Source organism: Bradyrhizobium sp. JR3.5 (genome assembly GCF_054057015.1).
The window spans coordinates 1,315,273-1,338,040 of record NZ_JBSRYV010000001.1 but is presented as its reverse complement, the minus strand read 5'-3'; the positions used below and the strand labels follow the sequence as shown (position 1 = coordinate 1,338,040).

Annotated in this window: 13 protein-coding genes and 1 pseudogene; 1 reads left to right on the top strand and 13 read right to left on the bottom strand. The window is 63.9% G+C overall.

Annotated features, from left to right (window positions below; genetic code table 11):
- Positions 1-534: 534 nt before the first annotated feature.
- Entirely contained in the window at positions 535-1,743 is a 1,209-nt protein-coding gene (locus ACVWW1_RS06600) for an FAD-dependent oxidoreductase (protein WP_456655275.1), read from the top strand.
- Between the two features lie 105 nt (positions 1,744-1,848).
- Here ACVWW1_RS06600 and ACVWW1_RS06595 read toward each other — a convergent pair whose 3' ends face one another.
- The 13 genes and pseudogenes from ACVWW1_RS06595 to ACVWW1_RS06535 all read right to left on the bottom strand — a co-directional run bounded on the left by ACVWW1_RS06595 (position 1,849) and on the right by ACVWW1_RS06535 (position 22,711).
- The gene (locus ACVWW1_RS06595; protein ID WP_456655274.1) at positions 1,849-3,903 is read right to left on the bottom strand and encodes an ABC transporter ATP-binding protein; all 2,055 of its coding nucleotides are present in this window, start codon (positions 3,901-3,903) and stop codon (positions 1,849-1,851) included.
- Positions 3,904-4,127: 224 nt separating this feature from the next.
- Positions 4,128-6,190: pseudogene (locus ACVWW1_RS06590) on the bottom strand (FAD-dependent oxidoreductase).
- A 182-nt stretch (positions 6,191-6,372) separates the two neighbouring features.
- Positions 6,373-10,575 carry a DNA-directed RNA polymerase subunit beta' gene (gene rpoC / locus ACVWW1_RS06585; protein WP_176530640.1) on the bottom strand — a complete coding sequence of 1,401 codons (4,203 nt, stop codon included), beginning with the start codon at positions 10,573-10,575 and terminating at the stop codon, positions 6,373-6,375.
- A gap of 127 nt (positions 10,576-10,702) precedes the next feature.
- Positions 10,703-14,824, bottom strand: a complete 4,122-nt coding sequence (gene rpoB / locus ACVWW1_RS06580) for a DNA-directed RNA polymerase subunit beta (RefSeq protein WP_456655273.1) — start codon at positions 14,822-14,824, stop codon at positions 10,703-10,705.
- 441 nt (positions 14,825-15,265) lie between these two features.
- Complete coding sequence (gene rplL / locus ACVWW1_RS06575; RefSeq protein WP_050420389.1) at positions 15,266-15,643, bottom strand: 50S ribosomal protein L7/L12; 378 nt, start codon at positions 15,641-15,643, stop codon at positions 15,266-15,268.
- Between the two features lie 53 nt (positions 15,644-15,696).
- Positions 15,697-16,215 (bottom strand): 50S ribosomal protein L10, encoded by a 519-nt coding sequence (rplJ, locus tag ACVWW1_RS06570; RefSeq protein ID WP_456655272.1) that lies wholly within the window; start codon positions 16,213-16,215, stop codon positions 15,697-15,699.
- A 580-nt stretch (positions 16,216-16,795) separates the two neighbouring features.
- On the bottom strand, positions 16,796-17,749 hold the full coding sequence (locus tag ACVWW1_RS06565; protein ID WP_456655271.1) for a 2-hydroxyacid dehydrogenase: 954 nt from the start codon (positions 17,747-17,749) through the stop codon (positions 16,796-16,798).
- A gap of 195 nt (positions 17,750-17,944) precedes the next feature.
- On the bottom strand, positions 17,945-18,637 hold the full coding sequence (gene rplA / locus ACVWW1_RS06560) for a 50S ribosomal protein L1 (protein ID WP_029081784.1): 693 nt from the start codon (positions 18,635-18,637) through the stop codon (positions 17,945-17,947).
- Between the two features lie 6 nt (positions 18,638-18,643).
- Entirely contained in the window at positions 18,644-19,072 is a 429-nt protein-coding gene (gene rplK / locus ACVWW1_RS06555; protein WP_066499365.1) for a 50S ribosomal protein L11, read from the bottom strand.
- A gap of 130 nt (positions 19,073-19,202) precedes the next feature.
- The gene (gene nusG, locus ACVWW1_RS06550) at positions 19,203-19,736 is read right to left on the bottom strand and encodes a transcription termination/antitermination protein NusG (RefSeq protein WP_044538613.1); all 534 of its coding nucleotides are present in this window, start codon (positions 19,734-19,736) and stop codon (positions 19,203-19,205) included.
- Between the two features lie 20 nt (positions 19,737-19,756).
- Entirely contained in the window at positions 19,757-19,948 is a 192-nt protein-coding gene (secE, locus tag ACVWW1_RS06545; RefSeq protein ID WP_092115004.1) for a preprotein translocase subunit SecE, read from the bottom strand.
- Between the two features lie 331 nt (positions 19,949-20,279).
- On the bottom strand, positions 20,280-21,893 hold the full coding sequence (locus ACVWW1_RS06540) for an acyl-CoA synthetase (protein ID WP_456655270.1): 1,614 nt from the start codon (positions 21,891-21,893) through the stop codon (positions 20,280-20,282).
- A 53-nt stretch (positions 21,894-21,946) separates the two neighbouring features.
- Positions 21,947-22,711 carry a FadR/GntR family transcriptional regulator gene (locus ACVWW1_RS06535; RefSeq protein WP_456655269.1) on the bottom strand — a complete coding sequence of 255 codons (765 nt, stop codon included), beginning with the start codon at positions 22,709-22,711 and terminating at the stop codon, positions 21,947-21,949.
- Positions 22,712-22,768 lie beyond the last annotated feature (57 nt).

The following is a 22,768-nucleotide window of genomic DNA, read 5'->3' as shown; positions in this document are numbered from 1 at the left end:
GACCGCGATCCCGAACCGTTCAGCGCTCGCTGTCCGGTCCGCCACCGAGGTCATGCATCCGAATTCACCCTCAAGAGGACGTGCTCAAGAGAACTAAAATCGTCCTGGCATTGCCTAGCTATCATCGACAGCGTTTGAGCGGCATTCGTCGAGGTTGGTGCCCGTCCGGCGCCTGAAAAAGGGCCCTAGGGTGTTCCGTTCCGACGCTAGCGTAGCTCACCGCCTGTCGTTAAGTGAGCGCCTTGTATAATCGAGAGATAGTGAAGTCAAGTAAAACGACAACCAAAGAAACGCCTCTGGCGCTTGCAGATTTCGCATTTCGCAGTGCTCGTCGGGCGACGAAATCTGACAGCCTTCGCGCCTCCCCTCGCCCGAATCCGAATCTCCGGCACGTCAGCGGAATCATATTATATCCGGGTAAAATATGATTAGAAACAATTCTCCCCAACTTGGATCTGAAGGCGAATTTCGAAACTAAGCCTTTATTTGCCATTCGCAGCGCAAAAATTGCGGTCTACGGCCACGGAAAACGTCATGCGGTACACCGACATCGCGATCATCGGCGGAGGTCTTGCGGGCTCGACCGCAGCCGCCATGCTCGGCCGTGCCGGGATACCGACCGTCCTGATCGACCCCCATCAGGTCTATCCGTTCGACTTCCGCGTCGAAAAGATCGGCGGCGACCTCCAGCTCGCGCGATTCGCCCGCACCGGGATTGCCGAATCCGTGCTGCGTTCGGCGACGCTCGACGGCGAGAACTGGATCGCGCGATTCGGCCATCTGCTCGACCGGCAGCCGAGCCGGCAATACGGCATCATGTACGACGCGCTGATCACTGCGATTCGGGCCGAGATCGCCGGGCCGGCGGAATTCATCCGCGACAAGGTCGTCGATGTCGCGACCAGCTCCGAGCGGCAGCGGCTGGTGCTCACGGGCGGCGAGGAGATCTCGGCGCGCCTCGTGGTGCTCGCCAACGGCCTGAATGTCGGGCTGCGCCGGATGCTCGGCATCGAGCGGCTGGTGACCAGCTTCTGCCACTCGATCTCGATCGGCTTCGATTTCGTCCCCGTCGGCCGCCCCGCCTTCCCGTTCGCGGCCATGACCTACTTTTCGGAGCGGCCGAGCGACCGCATCCCTTACATCACGCTGTTTCCGGTCGGAAACCGGATGCGCGCCAACCTGTTCACCTACCGCCAGGCCGACGATCCGTGGCTGCGGGCGATGCGGCGCAATCCGGTCGAGACGCTGAACGCCGCGCTACCGCGGCTGCGCCGGCTCACCGGTGAGTTCGACGTCGCCGGCGACATCAAGATCAGGCCCGCCGACGTCTATGTCAGTACCGGCTATCGGCAGGCCGGCGTCGTGCTGGTCGGCGACGCTTTCGCCAGCACCTGCCCCGTCACCGGCACCGGGACCGACAAGGTGTTCACCGACGTATCCCAGCTCTGCAACGTCCATATCCCGGCCTGGCTTGCGACCGACGGCATGGGCGAGGAGAAGATCACGGCGTTCTACGACGATCCGGTCAAGGCGGAGTGCGACGCCTGGTCGAATGCCAAGGCATTCAACTTCCGCGAGGTGTCGATCGGCAGCGGGCCCTACTGGCAGGCCCAGCGCTGGGCGCGCTTCCTCGGCTATCTCGGCCGGGGCACGCTGCGCCGGCTGCACGGCCCGCAGGCAGCGTCAGCGGCACGGTCCGCCAATCACTTCCGGCGGCGTCCGCACGCCGCAGACAGGGCGTAGAGGCGTGATCAGCAGGAGCGTTTTCGAGCGAAGTGGGTACCGGCTCGCGTAAAGAAAACGCGTCAAACAAGATTCTAGCGCCCGGCCGGCGACGCGGCGCGGGACTCACGCCTCGTCTTCGTCCTCATCCTCGTCGTCTTCATCCTCGTCATCTTCATCATCGTCCGCGTCGTCGTCATCCTCGTCGTCCGCGTCGTGATGGACATGCCCCTGGTCGTCCCACAGCTTGCGGTAGACGCCATTCAGGGCCAGCAGTTGCTCGTGCGAGCCGCGTTCGATCGCCCTGCCGCCGGAGATCACGATGATCTCGTCCATCTCGACCACCGAGGCCAGTCGGTGCGTCGACCAGATCATGGTGCGACCCTTGGCGACCTTGAGCAGCGTGCGGTTGATCGCCGCCTCCGTGGTCTGGTCGAGCGCCGAGGTCGCCTCGTCGAGCAGCAGCACGGACGGGTTGCGGATGATCGCGCGCGCGATCGCGATGCGCTGGCGCTGGCCGCCGGACAAGGTGTCGCCGCGCTCGCCGACCGGCGTGTCGTAGCGCTGCGGCAGGCTCATGATGTAGCGATGGATCTCGGCCTTCTTCGCGGCGTCCTCGACCTCCGCGTCCGTGGCCCCTTCCTTGCCGAGCCGGATGTTCTCGCGGATCGACATGTTGAACAGCATGTTCTCCTGGAACACGACCGCCATGCTGGCCCGCAGCGACTCGCGCGTGACCCGGCGGATGTCGACGCCGTCAATGGCAACGCGGCCCTCGTCCGGCACGTAGAGCCGCAGGATCAGGTTGATCAGCGTGCTCTTGCCGGAGCCGCTGGGACCGACGATCGCAATGCTCTTGCCGGCATTGAGCTTGAGGCTGAGATTGTCGAGCACCGGCGTCTGCGCCCCCTCATACTGGAAGGTGACGCGGTCGAAGGAGATGTCGTTGGTGATGCGCGGCAGATCCGGCGCGCCGGGGCGGTCGGCGCCGCGGGTCGGCTCGTCGAGCAGCTCCTCGATGTGCCGCACTGCCGCCGCAGACTGGATCGATACCGGGATGAAATGCATGAGATGGGCGATGTTGTACGACACCTCCCAGAATGCACTCTCGAAGGTCACGAAGGTGCCGACCGTGATCTGCCCCTTGGTGGCGAGATAGGCGCCGATCGCCAGCACCACGAGGTGAAGCAGCAGCACCGAAATGGTGACGGTGCGCTCCACCATGGTCGACAGGAACATGGCTGACGCGGCCTTGGCCCGGACGTCGCGGTTGCGCAGCGTGAACCAGCCGAGCGCCCGGCGCTGCAGGTTGAACGCCTTCACCACCGCCTGGGCAGCGACGTTCTCCTGCACCATGCCGAGCAGCGCGGCTTCGTTCTGCTTCTGCTCGTAATTGGCCAGCACCGCCTTCGGCGTCAGGATGCGCGGCCCGATCAGCGTGATCGGAAACACCAGCAAGGCGACCACGGCAAGCTGCCAGTTCAGGAACAGCATCAGGATGATGCCGGCGATCAGCTCGAGGCCCGGCAGCGCCGCGCTGTTGGCGAAGGTCTTGACCGAGCCCTCGAAGGCCGACAGATCGATCGAGAAACGCGACAGGATCTCGCCGCGCTTGGTGCGGGCGAAATAGGCTGACGGCAGGTTCTGGACGTGGTCGAAGATGCGGGTCCGGACGTCGGCGATGATGCCCGCGCCAAGCCGCGCATCCCAGCGCTCGTACCAAACCGCGATGATCGAGGTGACGATGCCGGCGACCGCGAGCACGCCGAGGATCTTGTAAAGGGCCTGGAAATCCTCCTCGCCGAGCGCGTCGTCGATCAGGAATTTCAGGCTGAGCGGCATGATGACGTTGAACAACGTCTCGACCAGCACGCCGATCGCGACAAAGGCGAGCGGCTTCTTGTAGTTGGTCAGGATCGGCTTGACGAAGCTGAAGATCGTGGAGAGCGCGCCGGCGGCTTCCCTGGCGGTGAAGACGACGAGGTCCTCGTCATCATCGTCGTCGAGCTCGAACTCGTCGTCCTCGTCCTCATCATCGTCGTCATCGGCCGGCGCGGCGGCGGGCTTGGCGGAGGCCGTTGCCGCAGGCGGACCGGCCGCGGCCGCAGACTTCTTCTTCAGCGCGGGATCGTCGGCCGCCGATCGATTCGGATCGTCTGATGCAGGAGGTCTTGGCGCCATGAAACCAACCGTTGCTCCACGGCCGGCATGACCGCAAATCGAAACCGCAGCGGCGAATGCTGCCAGTACAATCCTATGCGATCACAACGAATTCGGCAAAGCGTTTGGAACGGCGCGGCGCGCGGTCCCGTGGATTCGGGATCACGGCACGGCCGCCTTTGACGTTGGTTGACGGGGCCGCTCGCCTTGCGCAAGACCGCGAGGGGTGCCGTCACTCGCTGCCGCTAGTCGTCGTGATCCGCCTCGACCTTGTCGAAGAAGGAATAGCGCAGGCTGTCGGAGTCGGCGTACCACTGCCCCGGCCCTTTGTTGGCGGCAAGTGTCAACGTCCACAGCGCATCGGTGCAGTCGCGGCGGTGCATCGACAGGTCGAAGCCGTTGCCGAAGAACAATTCCGACCATTCCCACCAGGTGCCGAGCTTTTTCACCCCGCGCAGCAGGTCGTAGCGATCGATCACCGCCGGCGCCATGTCCGAGGTCACCGACGCGAACACGACGCCGGTCTTGACCACGCGGTTGAGCTCGCGCACCCCGCGCACGACCTGCTTCTCGCCGAGATGGCACAGCGAGGTCTCGAACACGAAGTCGAACTCATTGTCCTTGAACGGCATGTCGGCGATCGAGCCGAGCTTGTTGTACTTCTTGAGCGCCTTCGGCGTCTTGCCGTGGATGTAGCGGTTGTTCTCGATGCCCCAGGCATCGATGCCGCGCTCGCGCAGCGCGCCGACCAGCTCGCCGCTGGCGGAGCCGGCGATCAGCAGCTTGTAGCCCTTCGACCTGCCCCACACCGTCTTGATCAGGTCGGTCAGATAGGCCGGGTCGGTGAAGTTGCGCCAGACTTCGCTGTAGGGACCGGCGCCGCGATAATTCTCGAAATAGTTGCGGTCGATCTTGTCGGACAGCGCGCCTTCGTCCTGCGCACGGGCGCGGCGCAGCCGCATCATCTCGGTGACGATGATGTCGGTCGCGGCATCGGAGGAATCGAGCAGCCCGTTCAGCGTCGAATCGAACAGATAGTCGCCGACCACCACGATGCCGGGGTGCTGCTTCGGATCGGGACGGTGGTTGGTCATGACGTCGCGCACCGGCAGGCCGCCCGGCAGCGCGTTGACCGACGACAGCCAGCGATGGGTCTTGCCCTCGAGGAAGTGCGCACGCGCATCGCCGAGCGAGGCCGGCAGCGACTTCAGCGCGGCGTCGATCAGTTCCTCATCGCTGAGATTGGCGAAGGCGAGCGCGTCGGAGCCGGCGATCAGCCAGTTCAGCACGCCGTGCTTGCCGACATCGTGGCGCGCGCCCCCTCATTGTAGACGCAGCAGCCGCCGAACGCTTCCGACATGAACCAGGCGCCCGGGATCTTCTCGCCCCAGAACGGCTCATCGAACAGGATCGAGACGCGCAGATAGTGCGCCGGACGATCGAAATAGGCGACGTGCTTGACCATCGACTTGCGCAGCTGCTCGCCGTCCCAGCGCATGGTCGCGAGCCAGGAATGTGGCAGGCAGACCAGCACGAGGTCGAAGTCGCGCGTCTCCGGCCCCTTGCCGTTCATCATGTTGAGCTGGTAGCGGCCGCTTGCGGTCTTGCCGACCTTGAGGACGCGATGGTTGAGCTGGATGTCGGCGCTGACCTCCGAGCGCAGGCAATCGATCAGCTGCTCGTTGCCGTTCTGGATCGAATACAGGCCGATATAGCCGTCGACATCCATGACGTAGTTCTTCAGCGCGTTGAGGCCGTTGGTGTTGTGGCTCTCGGTCGCGAGGTCGGAGCGCGCCATCACCTTGAAGAACCGCTTGGCGGTCACGTCCTCGACCTCTTCGTCGAGGATCTGCTCGGCGGTCTTGTAGGCCCACGGATGTTCGTTGTCGTGGGCGCCGACGCCCTCGTAATACTCGATCGGCGACACCAGCTCGCTGCAGCGCTTGCGGAACGCCTCGATCGCGGCCGCGGTCTTCGCGCCGTATTTGCGGCGCATGCCGGGAACGTCGGCCAGCAGCTCGCCGTCGAGCTGCACCTGCTCGGCATCCATCGGGATCGTCTGCAGGCCGAAATGCTGGATCAGCTCGCGCAGCGGGTCCGGGCCCGTCATCGAGTAATCGTAGATCTCGGCAACGCCGGCCTCATACATCGCAGGCGCGGTGTCGAATTTGCGCGTGGCGATCTTGCCGCCGAGGCGATCGGACGCCTCGAAGATGGTGATGCGGCAGAGGTCGCCGAGTTTGCGCTTCAAATACCAGGCGCTCATCAGCCCCCCGGGGCCGCCGCCTACAATCGCCAAGTCGAGCATATGGATTCCGTGTCGTCTCCGGCACGAGCCAAACAGCCGGTCTAAGTCACCCTAGCAAAGGCACTTTTTTGCCTGAAGGAAAGATGAACAAACTGCGTCCCTGCACCGCAGCAGGGAAAGAAAGCAGCAAAAAGGCCGGCTAAACGCCGGCCTTCTCGTCGTACCCGTAGTCTTGCGGATGCCTATTCCGCGGGCGGCAGCGCCAGCGGCTCCGCTTCCGGAGCCGTCGGCACGATCGCCGCCTGCTGCTTCTCGCGCTCGTCGAGGATCAGCTTGTCGCGCTTGACCGCGACTTCGCGGATCCGCGCCATCGAGGCGCCGGTGCCGGCCGGAATCAGGCGGCCGACGATGACGTTCTCCTTGAGGCCTTCGAGCGGGTCCACCTTGCCGTTGACGGCAGCTTCGGTGAGCACGCGCGTGGTCTCCTGGAACGACGCCGCCGAGAAGAAGGAGCGGGTCTGCAAGCTCGCCTTGGTGATGCCGAGCAGAACCGGCGTACCTGTGGCGGGCTTCTTGCCCTCCTCCTTGGCCTTGGTGTTGAGCGCGTCGAACTCGATCTTGTCGACCTGCTCGCCCGAGATCATGTCGGTGTCGCCCTGATCGGTGACTTCGACTTTCTGCAGCATCTGACGGACAATCACCTCGATGTGCTTGTCGTTGATGAGCACGCCCTGCAACCGGTAAACCTCCTGGATTTCGTTGACCAGATAGGCAGCGAGTTCCTCGATGCCCTTGATCGCCAGGATGTCGTGCGGCGCCGGGTTGCCTTCGACGATGAAATCGCCCTTTTCGACGATGTCGCCGTCCTGAAGGTGGATGTGCTTGCCCTTCGGGATCAGGTACTCGCGCGGCTCCTCGGTCTTGTCCATCGGCTCGATCGAGATGCGGCGCTTGTTCTTGTAATCGCGGCCGAAGCGGATCGTTCCCGCGGTCTCCGCGATGATCGCCGCATCCTTCGGCTTGCGAGCCTCGAACAGTTCCGCCACCCGCGGCAGACCGCCGGTGATGTCACGCGTCTTGGCGCTCTCGGTCGAGATACGCGCCAGGATGTCGCCGGGCATCACCTTCGCGCCGATGTCGACCGACAGAATGGCGTCGACCGACAGCATGTAGCGGGCATCGCCGCCACGCGCGAGCTTCATCACCTTGCCGTCCTTGCCCTTGACCACGATGGCCGGACGCAGGTCCGAACCGCCGCGCGTCGTGCGCCAGTCGATGACCACGCGCTTGGCGATACCGGTCGACTCGTCGAGCGTTTCCGAGATCGACTGGCCTTCGACCAGATCCTCGAAACCGATCGTGCCCTCGACTTCGGTGAGCACCGGGCGGGTATAGGGATCCCACTCCGCGATGCGCTGGCCGCGCTTGACCATGTCGCCTTCGTCGACGTGCATCTTCGAACCGTACTGAATACGGTGGGTTGCACGCTCGGTGCCGTCAGCATCGACGATCGCAACGACCATGTTGCGCACCATCGCGACCAGGTTGCCTTCGCTGTTGCGGGCGATCGCCTTGTTCCTGATCACGATCTTGCCGTCGAAGTTCGATTCGACGAACGACTGCTCGTTGAGCTGGGCTGCGCCGCCGATATGGAACGTGCGCATCGTCAGCTGCGTGCCGGGTTCACCGATCGACTGCGCCGCGATGACGCCGACGGCCTCACCGTGGTTGACCGGGGTGCCGCGGGCCAGATCGCGGCCGTAGCACTTGGCGCAGATGCCGTTGATCAGCTCGCAGGTCAGCGCCGAGCGGATCTTCACCTCCTGGATGCCGGCCTGCTGGATCGCGTCGACATGGGTCTCCTCCATCAACGTGTCGCGCTTGACGACAATCTCGTTGGTGGCGGGATCGCGCACGTCATCGCAGGCCGTACGGCCCAGGATGCGCGAGCCGAGCGAGGCAACGACCGTGCCGGCATCGACGATGGCGCGCATCTTGATGCCGAGTTTGGTGCCGCAATCGGTCTGCGTGATGATGCAGTCCTGCGCGACGTCGACCAGACGGCGGGTCAGGTAGCCGGAGTTCGCGGTCTTCAACGCGGTGTCCGCGAGGCCCTTGCGGGCGCCGTGGGTCGAGTTGAAGTACTCGAGCACCGACAGACCTTCCTTGAAGTTGGAAATGATCGGCGTCTCGATGATCTCGCCCGACGGCTTGGCCATCAGGCCGCGCATGCCGGCGAGCTGGCGCATCTGGGCCGGCGAACCACGCGCACCGGAGTGCGCCATCATGTAGATCGAGTTGATGTCGGCATCCGCGCCCGCCGCCGTCTTCTTGGTGGACGAGATCTCCTTCATCATCGCCTTGGCGACTTCTTCACCGGCCTTCGACCAGGCGTCGACGACCTTGTTGTACTTCTCGCCATGAGTGATCAGGCCGTCATTGTACTGCTGCTCGAAATCCTTCGCCAGCGTACGGGTCTGGTCCACGATCTTCCACTTCGACGCCGGCACGACCATGTCGTCCTTGCCGAACGAAATGCCCGCCTTGAAGGCGTTGTAGAAGCCGAGCGCCATGATGCGATCGCAGAAGATCACCGTCTCCTTCTGACCACAGTGACGGTAGACCTGGTCGATCACGCCCGAGATCTCGCGCTTAGTCATCAGCTTGTTGATGATGTCGTACGAGATCTTGGTGCTCTTCGGCAGCAGGTTGCCGAGCATGACGCGGCCGGCGGTGGTTTCGATCCACCGCTTGGACATCTTGCCTTCCTCGTCGAGGCCTTCCCACCGGTACTTGATCTTGGTGTGGAGGTGGATGACCTTCGAATGCAGGGCGTGCTCGAGCTCGGCCATGTCGCCGAAGATCTTGCCCTCGCCGGGCAGGCCTTCGCGCATGATCGAGACGTAGTAGAGGCCGAGCACGATGTCCTGCGATGGCACGATGATCGGCTGGCCGTTCGCCGGATGCAGGATGTTGTTGGTCGACATCATCAGGACGCGCGCTTCCAGCTGCGCTTCCAGCGACAGCGGAACGTGCACGGCCATCTGGTCGCCGTCGAAGTCGGCGTTGAAGGCGGCGCAGACCAGCGGATGCAGCTGGATCGCCTTGCCCTCGATCAGCACCGGCTCGAACGCCTGGATGCCCAACCTGTGCAGCGTCGGCGCGCGGTTGAGCAGCACCGGATGCTCGCGGATCACCTCGTCGAGGATATCCCAGACCTCCGGACGCTCCTTCTCGACCAGCTTCTTGGCCTGCTTCACAGTGGTGGACAGACCCTTGGCGTCGAGCCGCGAGTAGATGAACGGCTTGAACAGCTCGAGCGCCATCTTCTTCGGCAGGCCGCACTGATGCAGGCGCAGCTCGGGACCGACCACGATCACCGAACGGCCCGAATAGTCGACGCGCTTGCCGAGCAGGTTCTGGCGGAACCGGCCCTGCTTGCCCTTCAGCATGTCGGCGAGCGACTTCAGCGGGCGCTTGTTGGCGCCGGTGATGACGCGGCCGCGGCGGCCGTTGTCGAACAGCGCGTCGACGGCCTCCTGCAGCATGCGCTTTTCGTTGCGGATGATGATGTCGGGCGCACGCAGCTCCATCAGCCGCTTCAAGCGGTTGTTGCGGTTGATGACGCGGCGATACAGGTCGTTGAGGTCCGAGGTCGCGAACCGGCCGCCGTCGAGCGGCACCAGCGGGCGCAGGTCCGGCGGAATCACCGGCACGACCGTCATGATCATCCATTCCGGCTTGTTGCCGGAGACGCGGAAGGCCTCGACGATCTTCAGACGCTTGGCGAGCTTCTTGTGCTTGATGTCGGAGTCGGTCTCCGCCATGTCGGCACGCAGCGTCGCCTCGAGCTTCTCGAGCTCGAGCCCCTTGAGCAGCTCGCGGATCGCCTCAGCGCCGATCATGGCGGTGAAGCTGTCCTGACCGTACTCGTCCTGCGCCTTCAGATACTCGTCTTCCGACAGCAGCTGACGGTCCTTCAGCGCGGTCAGACCCGGCTCGAGAACGACGTAGTATTCGAAGTACAGGATCCGCTCGAGATCCTTCAGCGTCATGTCGAGCAAGAGGCCGATGCGCGACGGCAGCGACTTCAGGAACCAAATGTGAGCGACCGGCGCCGCCAGCTCGATATGGCCCATGCGCTCGCGCCGGACGCGCGACAGCGTCACTTCGACCGAGCACTTCTCGCAGATGATGCCCTTGTACTTCATCCGCTTGTACTTGCCGCACAAGCACTCGTAGTCCTTGATCGGCCCGAAGATGCGCGCGCAGAACAGGCCGTCACGCTCCGGCTTGAAGGTGCGGTAGTTGATGGTCTCCGGCTTCTTGATCTCGCCGTAGGACCAGGACAGAATCTTCTCCGGAGACGCGATCGAAATCCGGATCTGGTCGAAGACCTGAGCCGGCGTCGTCGGATTGAAAAGATTCATAATCTCTTGATTCATGGTCTTCTCCTCGCGTGCCGATCGTCACCGGCAGCAAATTCGAAACTTTTATTCAACGCGCGCCCCACTCAACGTCCGAGCGGAGCGCGAAGGCCCGGCGCTTTCGCGCCGGGCGTAAATCATCGCGTTACTCGGCCGCTTCCGACGTCGGCGCCGGTCCCACCTTGGAATTGTGCAGGTCGACGTTGAGGCCGAGCGAGCGCATTTCCTTGACCAGCACGTTGAACGATTCCGGAATGCCGGCCTCGAAGGTATCGTCACCGCGCACGATCGCCTCGTACACCTTGGTACGGCCGGCGACGTCGTCCGACTTCACGGTCAGCATTTCCTGCAGCGTGTAGGCGGCGCCGTAGGCTTCCAGCGCCCAGACCTCCATTTCGCCGAAGCGCTGGCCGCCGAACTGCGCCTTGCCGCCCAGCGGCTGCTGGGTGACGAGCGAGTACGGACCGATCGAACGCGCGTGGATCTTGTCGTCCACGAGATGGTGCAGCTTGAGCATGTAGATGTAGCCCATCGTCACCTTGCGATCGAACGCATCGCCGGTGCGGCCGTCATAGACGGTCGACTGGCCGGAGGCGTCGAAGCCCGCGAGCTTCAGCATCTCCTCGATGTCGGCTTCCTTGGCGCCGTCGAACACCGGCGTTGCGATCGGCACGCCGTGGCTCAGATTGCGGCCGAGTTCGACCAGCTCGTTGTCGTTCAGCGACTTGATGGTTTCATCCTCGCCATAGATCTTCTTCAGGGTCTCGCGCAGTGGCTTGAGATCCTGCTTCTGATAGTAGGCGTCGATGGTCTGGCCGATGCGCTTGCCGAGGCCGGCACAGGCCCAACCGAGATGGGTCTCAAGGATCTGACCGACGTTCATGCGCGAAGGCACGCCGAGCGGATTGAGCACGATGTCGGCGTGCGTACCGTCCTCGAGGAACGGCATGTCCTCGATCGGCACGATCTTCGACACCACGCCCTTGTTGCCGTGACGGCCGGCCATCTTGTCGCCGGGCTGGATCTTGCGCTTCACCGCGACGAAGACCTTGACCATCTTCATCACGCCGGGCGGCAACTCGTCGCCACGCTGCAGCTTCTCGACCTTGTCGAGGAAGCGCTGCTCGAGGCCCTTCTTCGACTCGTCGTACTGCTTCCGCATGGCCTCGATCTCGGCCATCAGCTTGTCGTTCGGCGAGGCGAACAGCCACCACTGCGACTTCGGATACTCGTCGAGCACCGCACGGGTGATCTTGGTATCCTTCTTGAAGCCCTTCGGGCCGGCGATGCCCTGGCGGTTCTCCAGCAGCTCGGCGAGGCGGTTGTAGACGTTGCGGTCCAGAATCGCCTGCTCGTCGTCGCGGTCCTTGGCCAGACGCTCGATCTCTTCCCGTTCGATCGCCAGCGCACGCTCGTCCTTGTCGACGCCGTGGCGGTTGAACACGCGGACTTCCACGATGGTGCCCTGCACGCCCGGAGGCACGCGCAGCGAGGTGTCGCGGACGTCGGAGGCCTTCTCGCCGAAGATGGCGCGGAGCAGCTTCTCTTCCGGCGTCATCGGGCTCTCGCCCTTCGGCGTGATCTTGCCGACCAGGATGTCGCCGGCGCGAACTTCCGCACCGATGTAGACGATACCGGCTTCGTCGAGGTTCTTCAGCGCTTCTTCCGAAACGTTCGGGATGTCGCGGGTGATTTCCTCAGGACCGAGCTTGGTGTCGCGGGCCATCACCTCGAATTCTTCGATATGAATCGAGGTAAACACGTCGTCCTTCACGATCCGCTCGGAGAGCAGGATCGAGTCTTCGAAGTTGTAGCCGTTCCACGGCATGAACGCGACCAGCACGTTGCGGCCGAGCGCGAGCTCGCCGAGATCGGTCGACGGACCGTCCGCGATGATGTCGCCCTTTTTGACAATGTCGCCGACCTTCACCAGCGGACGCTGGTTGATGCAGGTCGACTGGTTGGAGCGCTGGTACTTCATCAGCCGGTAGATATCGACGCCCGACTTGGTCGGATCGAGATCCTCGGTGGCGCGGATCACGACGCGGGTGGCGTCGATCTGGTCGATCACGCCCGAGCGGCGCGCGGCGATCGCCGCGCCCGAGTCACGGGCGACCACACCCTCCATGCCGGTGCCGACGAACGGCGCCTCGGCGCGAACCAGCGGCACCGCCTGGCGCTGCATGTTCGAGCCCATCAGCGCGCGGTTGGCGTCGTCGTTCTCGAGGAACGGGATCAGCGCCGCGGCGACCGAAACCAGCTGCTTCGGCGACACGTCCATATAGTCGACCTTGTCCGGCGTCACCGGCAGCACTTCGCCGGCATGACGGCAGACCACCAGGTCGTCGGTGAAGCGGCCCTTGGCATCGAGCGGCACATTGGCCTGCGCGACGCGGTAGCGGCCCTCTTCCATCGCCGACAGATAGACCACCTCGTCGGTGACCCGGCCGTCCTTGATCTTGCGATAGGGCGTCTCGACGAAGCCGTACTTGTTGACGCGCGCGAACGTCGCCAGCGAGTTGATCAGACCGATGTTCGGACCTTCCGGCGTTTCGATCGGGCAGATTCGGCCGTAATGCGTCGGATGCACGTCGCGGACTTCGAAGCCGGCACGCTCGCGGGTCAGACCGCCCGGGCCAAGCGCCGACAGGCGCCGCTTGTGGGTGATCTCCGACAGCGGGTTGGTCTGATCCATGAACTGCGACAGCTGCGAGGAACCGAAGAACTCGCGCACCGCGGCAGCCGCCGGCTTGGCGTTGATCAGGTCCTGCGGCATCACGGTGTCGATATCGACGCTCGACATACGCTCCTTGATGGCGCGCTCCATGCGGAGCAGGCCGATCCGGTACTGGTTCTCCATCAGCTCGCCGACCGAGCGCACCCGGCGGTTGCCGAGGTGGTCGATGTCGTCGATCTCGCCCTTGCCGTCGCGCAGGTCGACCAGCGTCTTGATGACCGCCAGGATGTCTTCCTTGCGCAGCGTGCGATGGGTGTCGGGCGCATCGAGCTCGAGGCGCATGTTCATCTTGACGCGGCCGACCGCTGAGAGGTCGTAGCGCTCGGCATCGAAGAACAGCGACTGGAACATCGCCTGCGCCGAATCCAGCGTCGGCGGCTCGCCCGGACGCATCACGCGGTAGATGTCGAACAGCGCGTCCTCGCGCGTCAAGTTCTTGTCGGCCGACAGCGTGTTGCGGATGTAGGCGCCGACATTGACGTGGTCGATGTCGAGCAGCGGCAGGTCCTTGTAGCCCTGCTCGTTCAGCACCTTGAGCGACTTCTCGGTGATCTCCTCGCCGGCTTCGGCGTAGATTTCACCGGTCTTCGGGTTGACGAGATCCTCGGCGAGATAGTTGCCGACGAGCTCCTCGTCCGACATCCGCAGCGCCTTGAGGCCCTTTTCCTGCATCTGGCGCGCGCTGCGCACGGTCAGCTTCTTGCCGGCCTCGAGCACCACCTTGCCGGTGTCGGCGTCGATCAGGTCGTTGATGGTCGAGTAGCCGCGGAAGCGGTTGGCGTCGAACGGCACGCGCCATCCGTCCTTGGTCCGCTTATAGGTGATCTTCTTGTAGAAGGTCGACAGGATCTGCTCGCCGTCGAGACCGAGCGCGTACATCAGCGAGGTCACGGGCAGCTTGCGGCGGCGGTCGATGCGCGCGAACACGATGTCCTTGGCGTCGAACTCGATGTCGAGCCAGGAACCACGGTACGGAATCACGCGCGCGGCAAACAAGAGCTTGCCGGACGAATGGGTCTTGCCCTTGTCGTGGTCGAAGAACACGCCGGGCGAACGGTGCATCTGCGAGACGATGACGCGCTCGGTGCCGTTGACGACGAAGGTGCCGTTCATCGTCATGAGCGGGATATCGCCCATGTAGACGTCCTGCTCCTTGATGTCCTTCACCGACTTGGCGCCGGTTTCCTCGTCGATATCGAACACGATGAGGCGCAGCGTCACCTTGAGCGGCGCAGCGAAGGTCATGCCGCGCTGGCGGCACTCGTCGACGTCATACTTCGGCTGTTCGAACTCGTAGCGGACGAATTCGAGCATCGAGGTGCCGGAGAAGTCCGAGATCGGAAATACCGAGCGGAATACCGCCTGCAGGCCCTCGTCGAGGCGACCGCCGGCCGGCTCGTCAACCCTTATCAGGAACTGGTCGTAGGATGCCTTCTGAACCTCGATGAGGTTCGGCATCTCGGCGACTTCCTTGATGTGACCGAAAAACTTGCGTACGCGTTTGCGACCGGTGAATGTCTGCTGCGCCATCGTGGCCTCTCATTTTCGTCGCCTTTGTGGGGCGAACCTTCCGGGACGCGATTGCCATCGCCCCCGGGTTGAATTTCGAATCGTCCCGAAGGAACGAAGCGCAAAGTCAGGAATTAAATCCCCGGCCCGGCCCCATCACCTCCAGAACGCAAAACGACGCGCGAGGCGCATCACTGCACCCGCTCGTCCAAACGCTCCGCTTTACGGACTGAAAAAGCCCGAAATCTGACTGTCTCCCAACGGCTTCCGCCGGGTGCCCTGCCGCCCCCGCCGCCTACCGTGTTTTTCTGCTGCCAACCCGATATGGGATGGCAATAAAGGAGATTCGAGGGTTAAGTCCACGGATCCCCACACTTTTTTGTGTCCGGCGCGCCACGCGACAACCTGTCGCACGCCGTTTGCATGGCCCGGGAGCGCCCTGCGGCGCTCCCGGATCGCGCATTACTTGAGCTCGACCTTGGCGCCAGCCTTCTCGAGCTGGGCCTTGATCTTGTCGGCTTCGTCCTTGTTGACGCCTTCCTTGACGGGCTTCGGAGCGCCTTCGACGAGGTCCTTGGCCTCCTTCAGGCCCAGGCCGGTGATGGCGCGGACTTCCTTGATGACTTCGATCTTCTTGTCGCCGGCGGCAGCCAGCACGACGGTGAAGTCGGTCTTCTCTTCAGCCGGAGCAGCGGCAGCACCGCCGGCAGCCGGACCGGCAACCGCAACGGCGGCAGCGGCGGACACGCCCCACTTTTCTTCGAGGAGCTTGGCGAGTTCGGCGGCTTCGAGCACGGTGAGGCTCGAGAGGTCGTCGACGATTTTCTGCAAGTCAGCCATTGATCTGTTTCCTTAAACGTTTGGTTCGAACCAGGTTTGAGATTAGCGAAGGGTCAGGCCGCTTCGCTCTTTGAGGCATGAGCCTGAATGACGCGTGCGAGCTTGGCCGCAGGCGCGTTCGACAGCTGAGCGAGCTTGGTCGCCGGCGCCACGATGAGGCCAACGATCTTGCCGCGCAGTTCGTCGAGCGACGGCAGTGAGGCAAGCGCCTTCACGCTGTCGACATTCAGGACGGTTTTACCCATCGAGCCGCCGAGGATGACGAACTTCTCGTTCGCCTTGGCGAATTCGATGGCAACCTTTGGCGCCGCAACCGGATCGTTCGAAGTAGCGATCACGGTCGGTCCCTTCAGCAGGGAGCCGATGGCAGCGACGTCAGTGCCTTCAAGAGCAATTTTGGCGAGACGGTTCTTCGAGACCTTCACCGACGCACCCGCCTGCTTCATCTGCATGCGCAGCTTCTGCATCTGGGCCACGGTGAGGCCGGAATAATGAGCAACGATCGCAACCGACGTGGTCTTGAAGACCTCGTTGAGTTGTTCGACCGACTCTCTTTTTGCCGCTCGTTCCACAGCAAGCTCTTTCCGGTTGGCGGCCTTTCCGCGAAGGCAGGACCGCCGGGTTGCACCCATCGTCCCGCCCTAAACCTGATCCGTTGGGCGCAAGACCCCTTCGGACATGCCGGGCAAGACGACATCTAGAAGCCTGCCCTCCCAGAGCCTTGCGGCCATGGGCTGTCGAGGTTCGAACCAAACCAGCCTCCCAGCCGCGAACAGGCCGCGACGTGGAGCACAAAATCCGGTCTTCACCCGTCTATGCAGGCCATACGATTAAGCCGTTGAAAACACGAAGTTCTCGCGGGCGCCTGCAGTCTCGGACAGGATCGGGCTATCGGCCGGAGCCGAACGCCCTGCTCTCATTCCGTTGGAGGCGACGGGTTTCCTTCCTTTCGAGCATCCTTGCGGACATGCGGAAAGGAATGATCTCCTATCACCTCAGGTTTTCGGAATGCGAGCACGGACATGCCAGCAAGTGCCAGCACGCCCGGAAGCCGCTATGTAACCGGTCCCGCCCTGCTTGCCAAGAGCAAATTTCAGACCAGTTTCACATGGCGGCCGGGGAACCGGTTCCGAGGTCGGAACCGCCAGCCGCTCAGGCGCCCCTTACCTCAAACGGCAGCGGCTTGCCGGCGAAGAACGCCTCGAGATTGGCGAGCACGCAGTCCTGCATCGCCACGTGCGATTCCAGGGTGTGGCCGCCGATATGCGGCGACAGCACGACGTTCGGCAGCGCCGTCAGTTCGTCCGGCGCGTGGGGCTCCTTGGCGAACACGTCGAGGCCGGCGCCGGCGATTGCGCCATCGGTCAGCGCTGCGACCAGCGCCTTCTGGTCGATGACGGAGCCGCGCGAGATATTGACCACGATCCCGCTGCTGCCGAGCCGGCCTAGGATGTCGGCATTGACGGCGTGAACCGTGTCCGCGCCGGCGCGCACCGCGATCATCAGCACGCTGCACCAGTCGGCGAGCGCCTTGAGGCTCGGAAAGTGCTGATACGGCACGTCCTGCCGTGACCGGCTGAAATAACCGACCTCGGTCTCGAACGCAGCGACCCGCGCCGCGATCTTGCGGCCGATCTCGCCGAGACCATACACGCCGACCTTGCGGCCGCGCATGCCGGCCTGCGGCCGCATCATCGGCGACGGCTTGGCGGCGATCCAGTCGCCGCTGCGGACGTAATTGTCGGCGACCGGCAGGCGGCGCGCAGCCGCCAGCATCAGCGTCACCGCGATGTCGGCAACCGATGCGGCATTGGCGCCGGGGCTGTGGCCGACCGCAATGCCGCGCTTCGCGGCGGCGGCAAGATCGATCCCCTCATAGCCGGTGCCGTAGCAGATGATCGCGCCAAGCTTCGGCAGCATGTCCATCGCCTCGCCGCCGAGTGTCGTCCCACCCGATGTGATCATGGCCCGGATCTCGCCGAGCTCGGCCGCCGGAAACATCTCGGTCGGCCGTTTGCCCGCGGCATTCAGCAGTTCGTAGCGCTCGCCGAAGCGCACCAGCTCGTTTCTGGGAAAGCGCGAATAGACCAGCACCTTATCGGGCATTGTTGTTTCCTGCGAGCGGCTTCACCTGGAGCCTTTTCCGTTCCGATTGAATCGGAACGAGGCTTTGGATTCTCGTCTTGGCGGGTCTTCTTCACGCGAGCCGGTAGCCACTTCGCCCGAAAACGCTCCGGCAAAACAAAGGGCGGAACCGGTTGCCCGATCCCGCCCCTCTTTATTTCGTCACGACGAAAGACCTCAGCCGAGGATCGTGCCCGGCTCGACCTTCACGCCCGGGCCCATGGTGGAAGAAACCGCCACGCGCTGGATATAGGTGCCCTTGGAACCCGCCGGCTTCGCCTTGGAGACCGCATCCGCGAGCGCCTTGACGTTCTCGACCAGCTTGTCCTCGGAGAACGAGGCCTTGCCGATGCCGGCCTGCACAATGCCGGCCTTCTCGACGCGGAACTCGACCGAGCCGCCCTTGGCGCCCTTCACGGCGTTGGTGACGTCCATGGTCACGGTGCCTATCTTCGGGTTCGGCATCATGCCGCGCGGACCGAGCACCTTACCGAGGCGGCCGACCAGCGGCATCATGTCGGGAGTAGCGATACAACGATCGAAGTCGATCGCACCGCCCTGCACCTTCTCGACCAGGTCTTCGGCACCGACGACGTCGGCACCGGCGGCCTTGGCTTCCTCAGCCTTGGCGCCGCGCGCGAACACGCCGACGCGCAGCGTACGGCCGGTTCCGTTCGGCAGGTTGACGACGCCGCGGACCATCTGGTCGGCATGGCGCGGGTCGACGCCGAGATTGATCGCGATCTCGATCGTCTCGTCGAACTTCGACTTGGCGCGCTCCTTGACCATCTTGATGGCGTCCGCGAGCGGGTAGAGCTTCTCGCGATCGACACCCTCGCGGGCCTTCTTCAAACGCTTTCCGATTGCCATGGCCCGTTACCCCGCAACTTCCAGACCCATCGAACGGGCAGAGCCCTCGACCATCTTCATGGCCGATTCGATGGTGTCGCAATTCAAGTCCTTCATCTTCTTCTCGGCGATCTCGCGCACCTGCGCCTTGGTCACCTGGCCGGCCTTGTCACGGCCCGGCGCCTTCGAGCCGGACTGGATCTTGGCAGCCTGCTTGAGGAAGAACGACATCGGGGGCGTCTTCATCTCGAAGGTGAACGAACGATCGGCGTAGATCGTGATCACCACCGGGATTGGGGTATTCTTCTCTTCCTTCTGGGTCTGCGCGTTGAACGCCTTGCAGAACTCCATGATGTTGAGACCGCGCTGACCAAGCGCGGGGCCGATCGGGGGCGAAGGATTCGCCGCACCGGCCGGGACCTGAAGCTTCAGGTATCCGGTCACTTTCTTTGCCATTTATCACTCCTGTTGTGCCGGACGGTGCCGGCGGTTTCAGGTTCCGTGGTTCGGTTGAAGGGGCTGGCGACCGCCTCCTCCCTCCCACGGCCTCTCACTTGACGGGGGGCGTATACCCCACGCCGTCCGGTCAGACCACCTTTTCGACCTGACCGAATTCCAGTTCCACGGGGGTCGCGCGGCCGAAGATCGACACCGCGACCTTCACGCGCGAGCGCGCCTCGTCGATTTCTTCCACCACGCCGGAGAACGAGGCGAACGGGCCGTCGGCCACGCGCACGTTCTCGCCGATTTCGAACGATACCGACGCCTTGGGACGCTCCACGCCCTCCTGCACCTGGTGCAGGATCCGCATCGCCTCGGATTCCGAGATCGGCATCGGCTTGTTTTCAGCGCCCAGGAAGCCGGTCACCTTCGGGGTGTTCTTGATCAGATGGAACGCCTCGTCGGTCAGCTTCATCTTCACCAGCACATAGCCCGGGAAGAACTTGCGCTCGGCGTCGATCTTGCGGCCGCGGCGCACCTCGGTGACCTTCTCGGTCGGCACCAGCACCTGCTCGAACAGCTCTTCCAGCCCGCGCTGCTTGGCCTGCTCGCGGATCGACTCCGCGACCTTCTTCTCGAAATTCGAATAGGCGTGAACGATGTACCAGCGCTTGTCCATCAATTGAGTTCCCATGCTCATCAGTGGATGCCCAGTACCAGGGTGATGAGGTAGCGGATGACCTGGTCCGCGGCGAAGAAGAAGATCGAGGCCAGCGCCACCATCACGAACACCATGATGGTCGTGATGGTCGTCTCGCGGCGTGTCGGCCAGGTGACCTTGGCGGTCTCCGAGCGCACTTCCTGCAGGAATTTGAACGGGCTGAAAGCCATCGTGAGATCCACGTCCGTCTCCGGACGATTGCAACGTTTCAAGGAATCCGAACAGCCGACCTTGCGGACCCAGCCCTCGTTTGGAAGGTTGAGCCGATAAACGAGCTCGAATGTTCGGGGAATTAGGCCGCGCCGGATATCCGCGATCAAAGCGGGCCGGCTGCGAGTGCCGGGTATCTACTGCGAGACCGGCCAAAGGTCAAGGTCGGCGGGGTCGCGCCCCACCCCGGCCGCGCCCGCGGCGGATCGGAACGGGGCCCCTCGAATCAAAGACTTAGGCTGATGGTACGAGGTCCGTTGCCCCGGCCGCCCACCGCGGCGACCGGCTGGATCACCCGGCAAAGCTCTTCTGCACCACCTGATCCAGCGTGGCGCCGCCGACATAGCGCTGGCGCAGTTCGCGCTTGAGCAGCTTGCCGCTCGGGTTCTTCGGCAGGGCATCCACGAAGATGACCCGCTTCGGCACCTTGAAATGGGCCATCGACGCCGCGCAGTGCTTGATCACCGCCTCGGCATCGAGGCTCTCGCCCGCCTTGGCCACCACGATCGCGGTCACTGCCTCGATCCAGCGCGGATCGGGCAGCCCGACCACCGCGACCTCCGACACCGCGGGCAGCCGGTAGATCATCTCCTCGACCTCGCGGCTTGCCACATTCTCGCCGCCGCTCTTGATCATGTCCTTCACGCGATCGACGACGGTGATGTAACCGTCGGCATCGACAGTCGCGAGATCGCCGGAATGAAACCAGCCGCCGGCAAACGCCGCAGCGGTCTTGACCGGATCGTTGTAGTAGCCGGACAAGAGATGCGGCGAGCGGTGCACGATCTCGCCGACCTCCCCGACCCCGACGTCGGTCATGTCCGGCTTCACCACTCGCGTCTCGACATTGATCGCGGGCTTGCCGGCAGAGCCTGCCTTCGGCAGCTGGAGCTCCGGCGCCAGCACGGTCGCGAGCGGTGCGATCTCGGTCTGGCCGTAGAAATTCCAGAACTTCGCGTCGGGCAACCGCCGCTGCAGCTCGAGCAACACCTCGACCGGCATGATCGAGGCGCCGTAATAGCCTTTGCGCAGGGTCGAGAGATCAGTGCGATCGAACGCGCCCGAGCGCAGCATCGCGATCCAGATCGTCGGCGGCGCGAAGAACGCATTGATCTTGTGGGCTGCGATCAGCGCCAGGACGTTGTCGGGCACCGGCTTGCCGGTAATGAGACTGGTGGCGCCGAGATAGATCGCGGGCCCCAGGAAGACGTCGAGCTGCGCGCAGTGATAGAGCGGCAGCGCGTGCAGCACGGTGTCGTCGGTCGCCATGCCGCCGTCGATGATGCAGCTGACATACTGCCACATCACGGCTTCATGGGTGAGGATCGCGCCTTTCGGCAGCGACTCCGTGCCGCTGGTGTAGATGATCTGGGCGGGATCGCGGCTGTCGACCGAGGCATCCGGCGCCGAGGCGTCGCCGTGCAGCAGGCTGTCAAACGTCGTGATGCCGTCGGGCGCGGTGGCCGGATCCTCGCCGGGCAGCCAGATCAGGGTTTCGACCGCCGAGCCCTTGGCGGCCGCAGCGTGCGCCGTCTCCACGAAATCGGGCCCGACCGCGAGCAGCTTCGCACCGGAGTTGGCGAGGATGAAATTGATCTCGTCGGGATTGAGCATGAAGTTGATCGGCACCAGGATCGCGCCGATCCGCGCCACCGCGAAGCGCAGCGCGGCAAAGCCATGCGAGTTGCGCGACAGCACTGCAACACGATCGCCCTTCGCAATGCCCAGCGCAAGCAAGCCGCGTCCGAGCCGATTGCAGATCGCGTCCATCTCCGCGAAGGTCCAGCTCACCTCACCGCAGATCAGCGCGGCCTTGTTGGGGTAGCGCTTGGCCGACCGGCGCAGCAGATCGCCGATGCTGTGCTCGCGGGCGCGCTGGATGGTTGCTGCGATGTCTCCGCTCATTAGTCCCTCCCGAATGTGCTTTTTGTCGTTGTCTTGTCTTCGCCGCGCCGTCGCTATTGCCGGGCGGCGTAGGCGTGTTCCATGTAGGTGTGCTCGACCGAGCGATCGAGCGAGGCGATCTTCTCGAAGCCGCGCCGCCAGTCCTGCAAATGCCGCCGCGTCCACAGCACGCCGGCCTCCTTGTCGCGCCGCGTGACCGCATCGAGGATGTGGCGATGCGCCTCGACGAGGCGCGCGCCGCCCTCCGGCACGCCGCCGACAATCATCTCGGTGGTCGGAAAGAACAGCTGCGCGGCAGGCTCGCGGGCGAGTTGCAGCACGCGGTTCTGTGAGGCCTTGGCCATCAGCACGTGGAATTCCGCATCGAACTCGGCGAGATCAGCGGGATTGCCGACCACGGCCGCACTGCGCTCGAGATTGCCGGCGAGTTCGGCGAGGTTCGCCTCGGTCGCGCGCTCCACCGCACCCTCGACGCTCGCGACCTCCAGCGTCATCGACGTCTCGAACAATTCGCGGAACGTCACCTCGTGCAGGATCAGCGCGCGGGACAGCCGCGTGGCGAGCTTGTTGTAGCGCGGCAGGCAGGCCTGCAAGCGGCGGCTGGAATCGCGGCGGATCAGCCCGCCCTCCTCGAGCACGCGAATGCCTTCGCGCACCGTCGAGCGGTTGACGCCGAACTGCGCGACCAGTTGCTGCTCGGTGCCGATCGGCTCGCCCGGCTTGATTCGGCCGTTGACGATCTCGCGTTCGATCGCGTCCGCGACCTTCTGGTAGGCCGGCGCGACATCGATGCGCCGAAACAGCGGCGTGGCAGTCACCCTGGGCTCTCCATTGTTGTTTGTCGGACAAAGGATAGGCGAAGGCATCTATAGCGT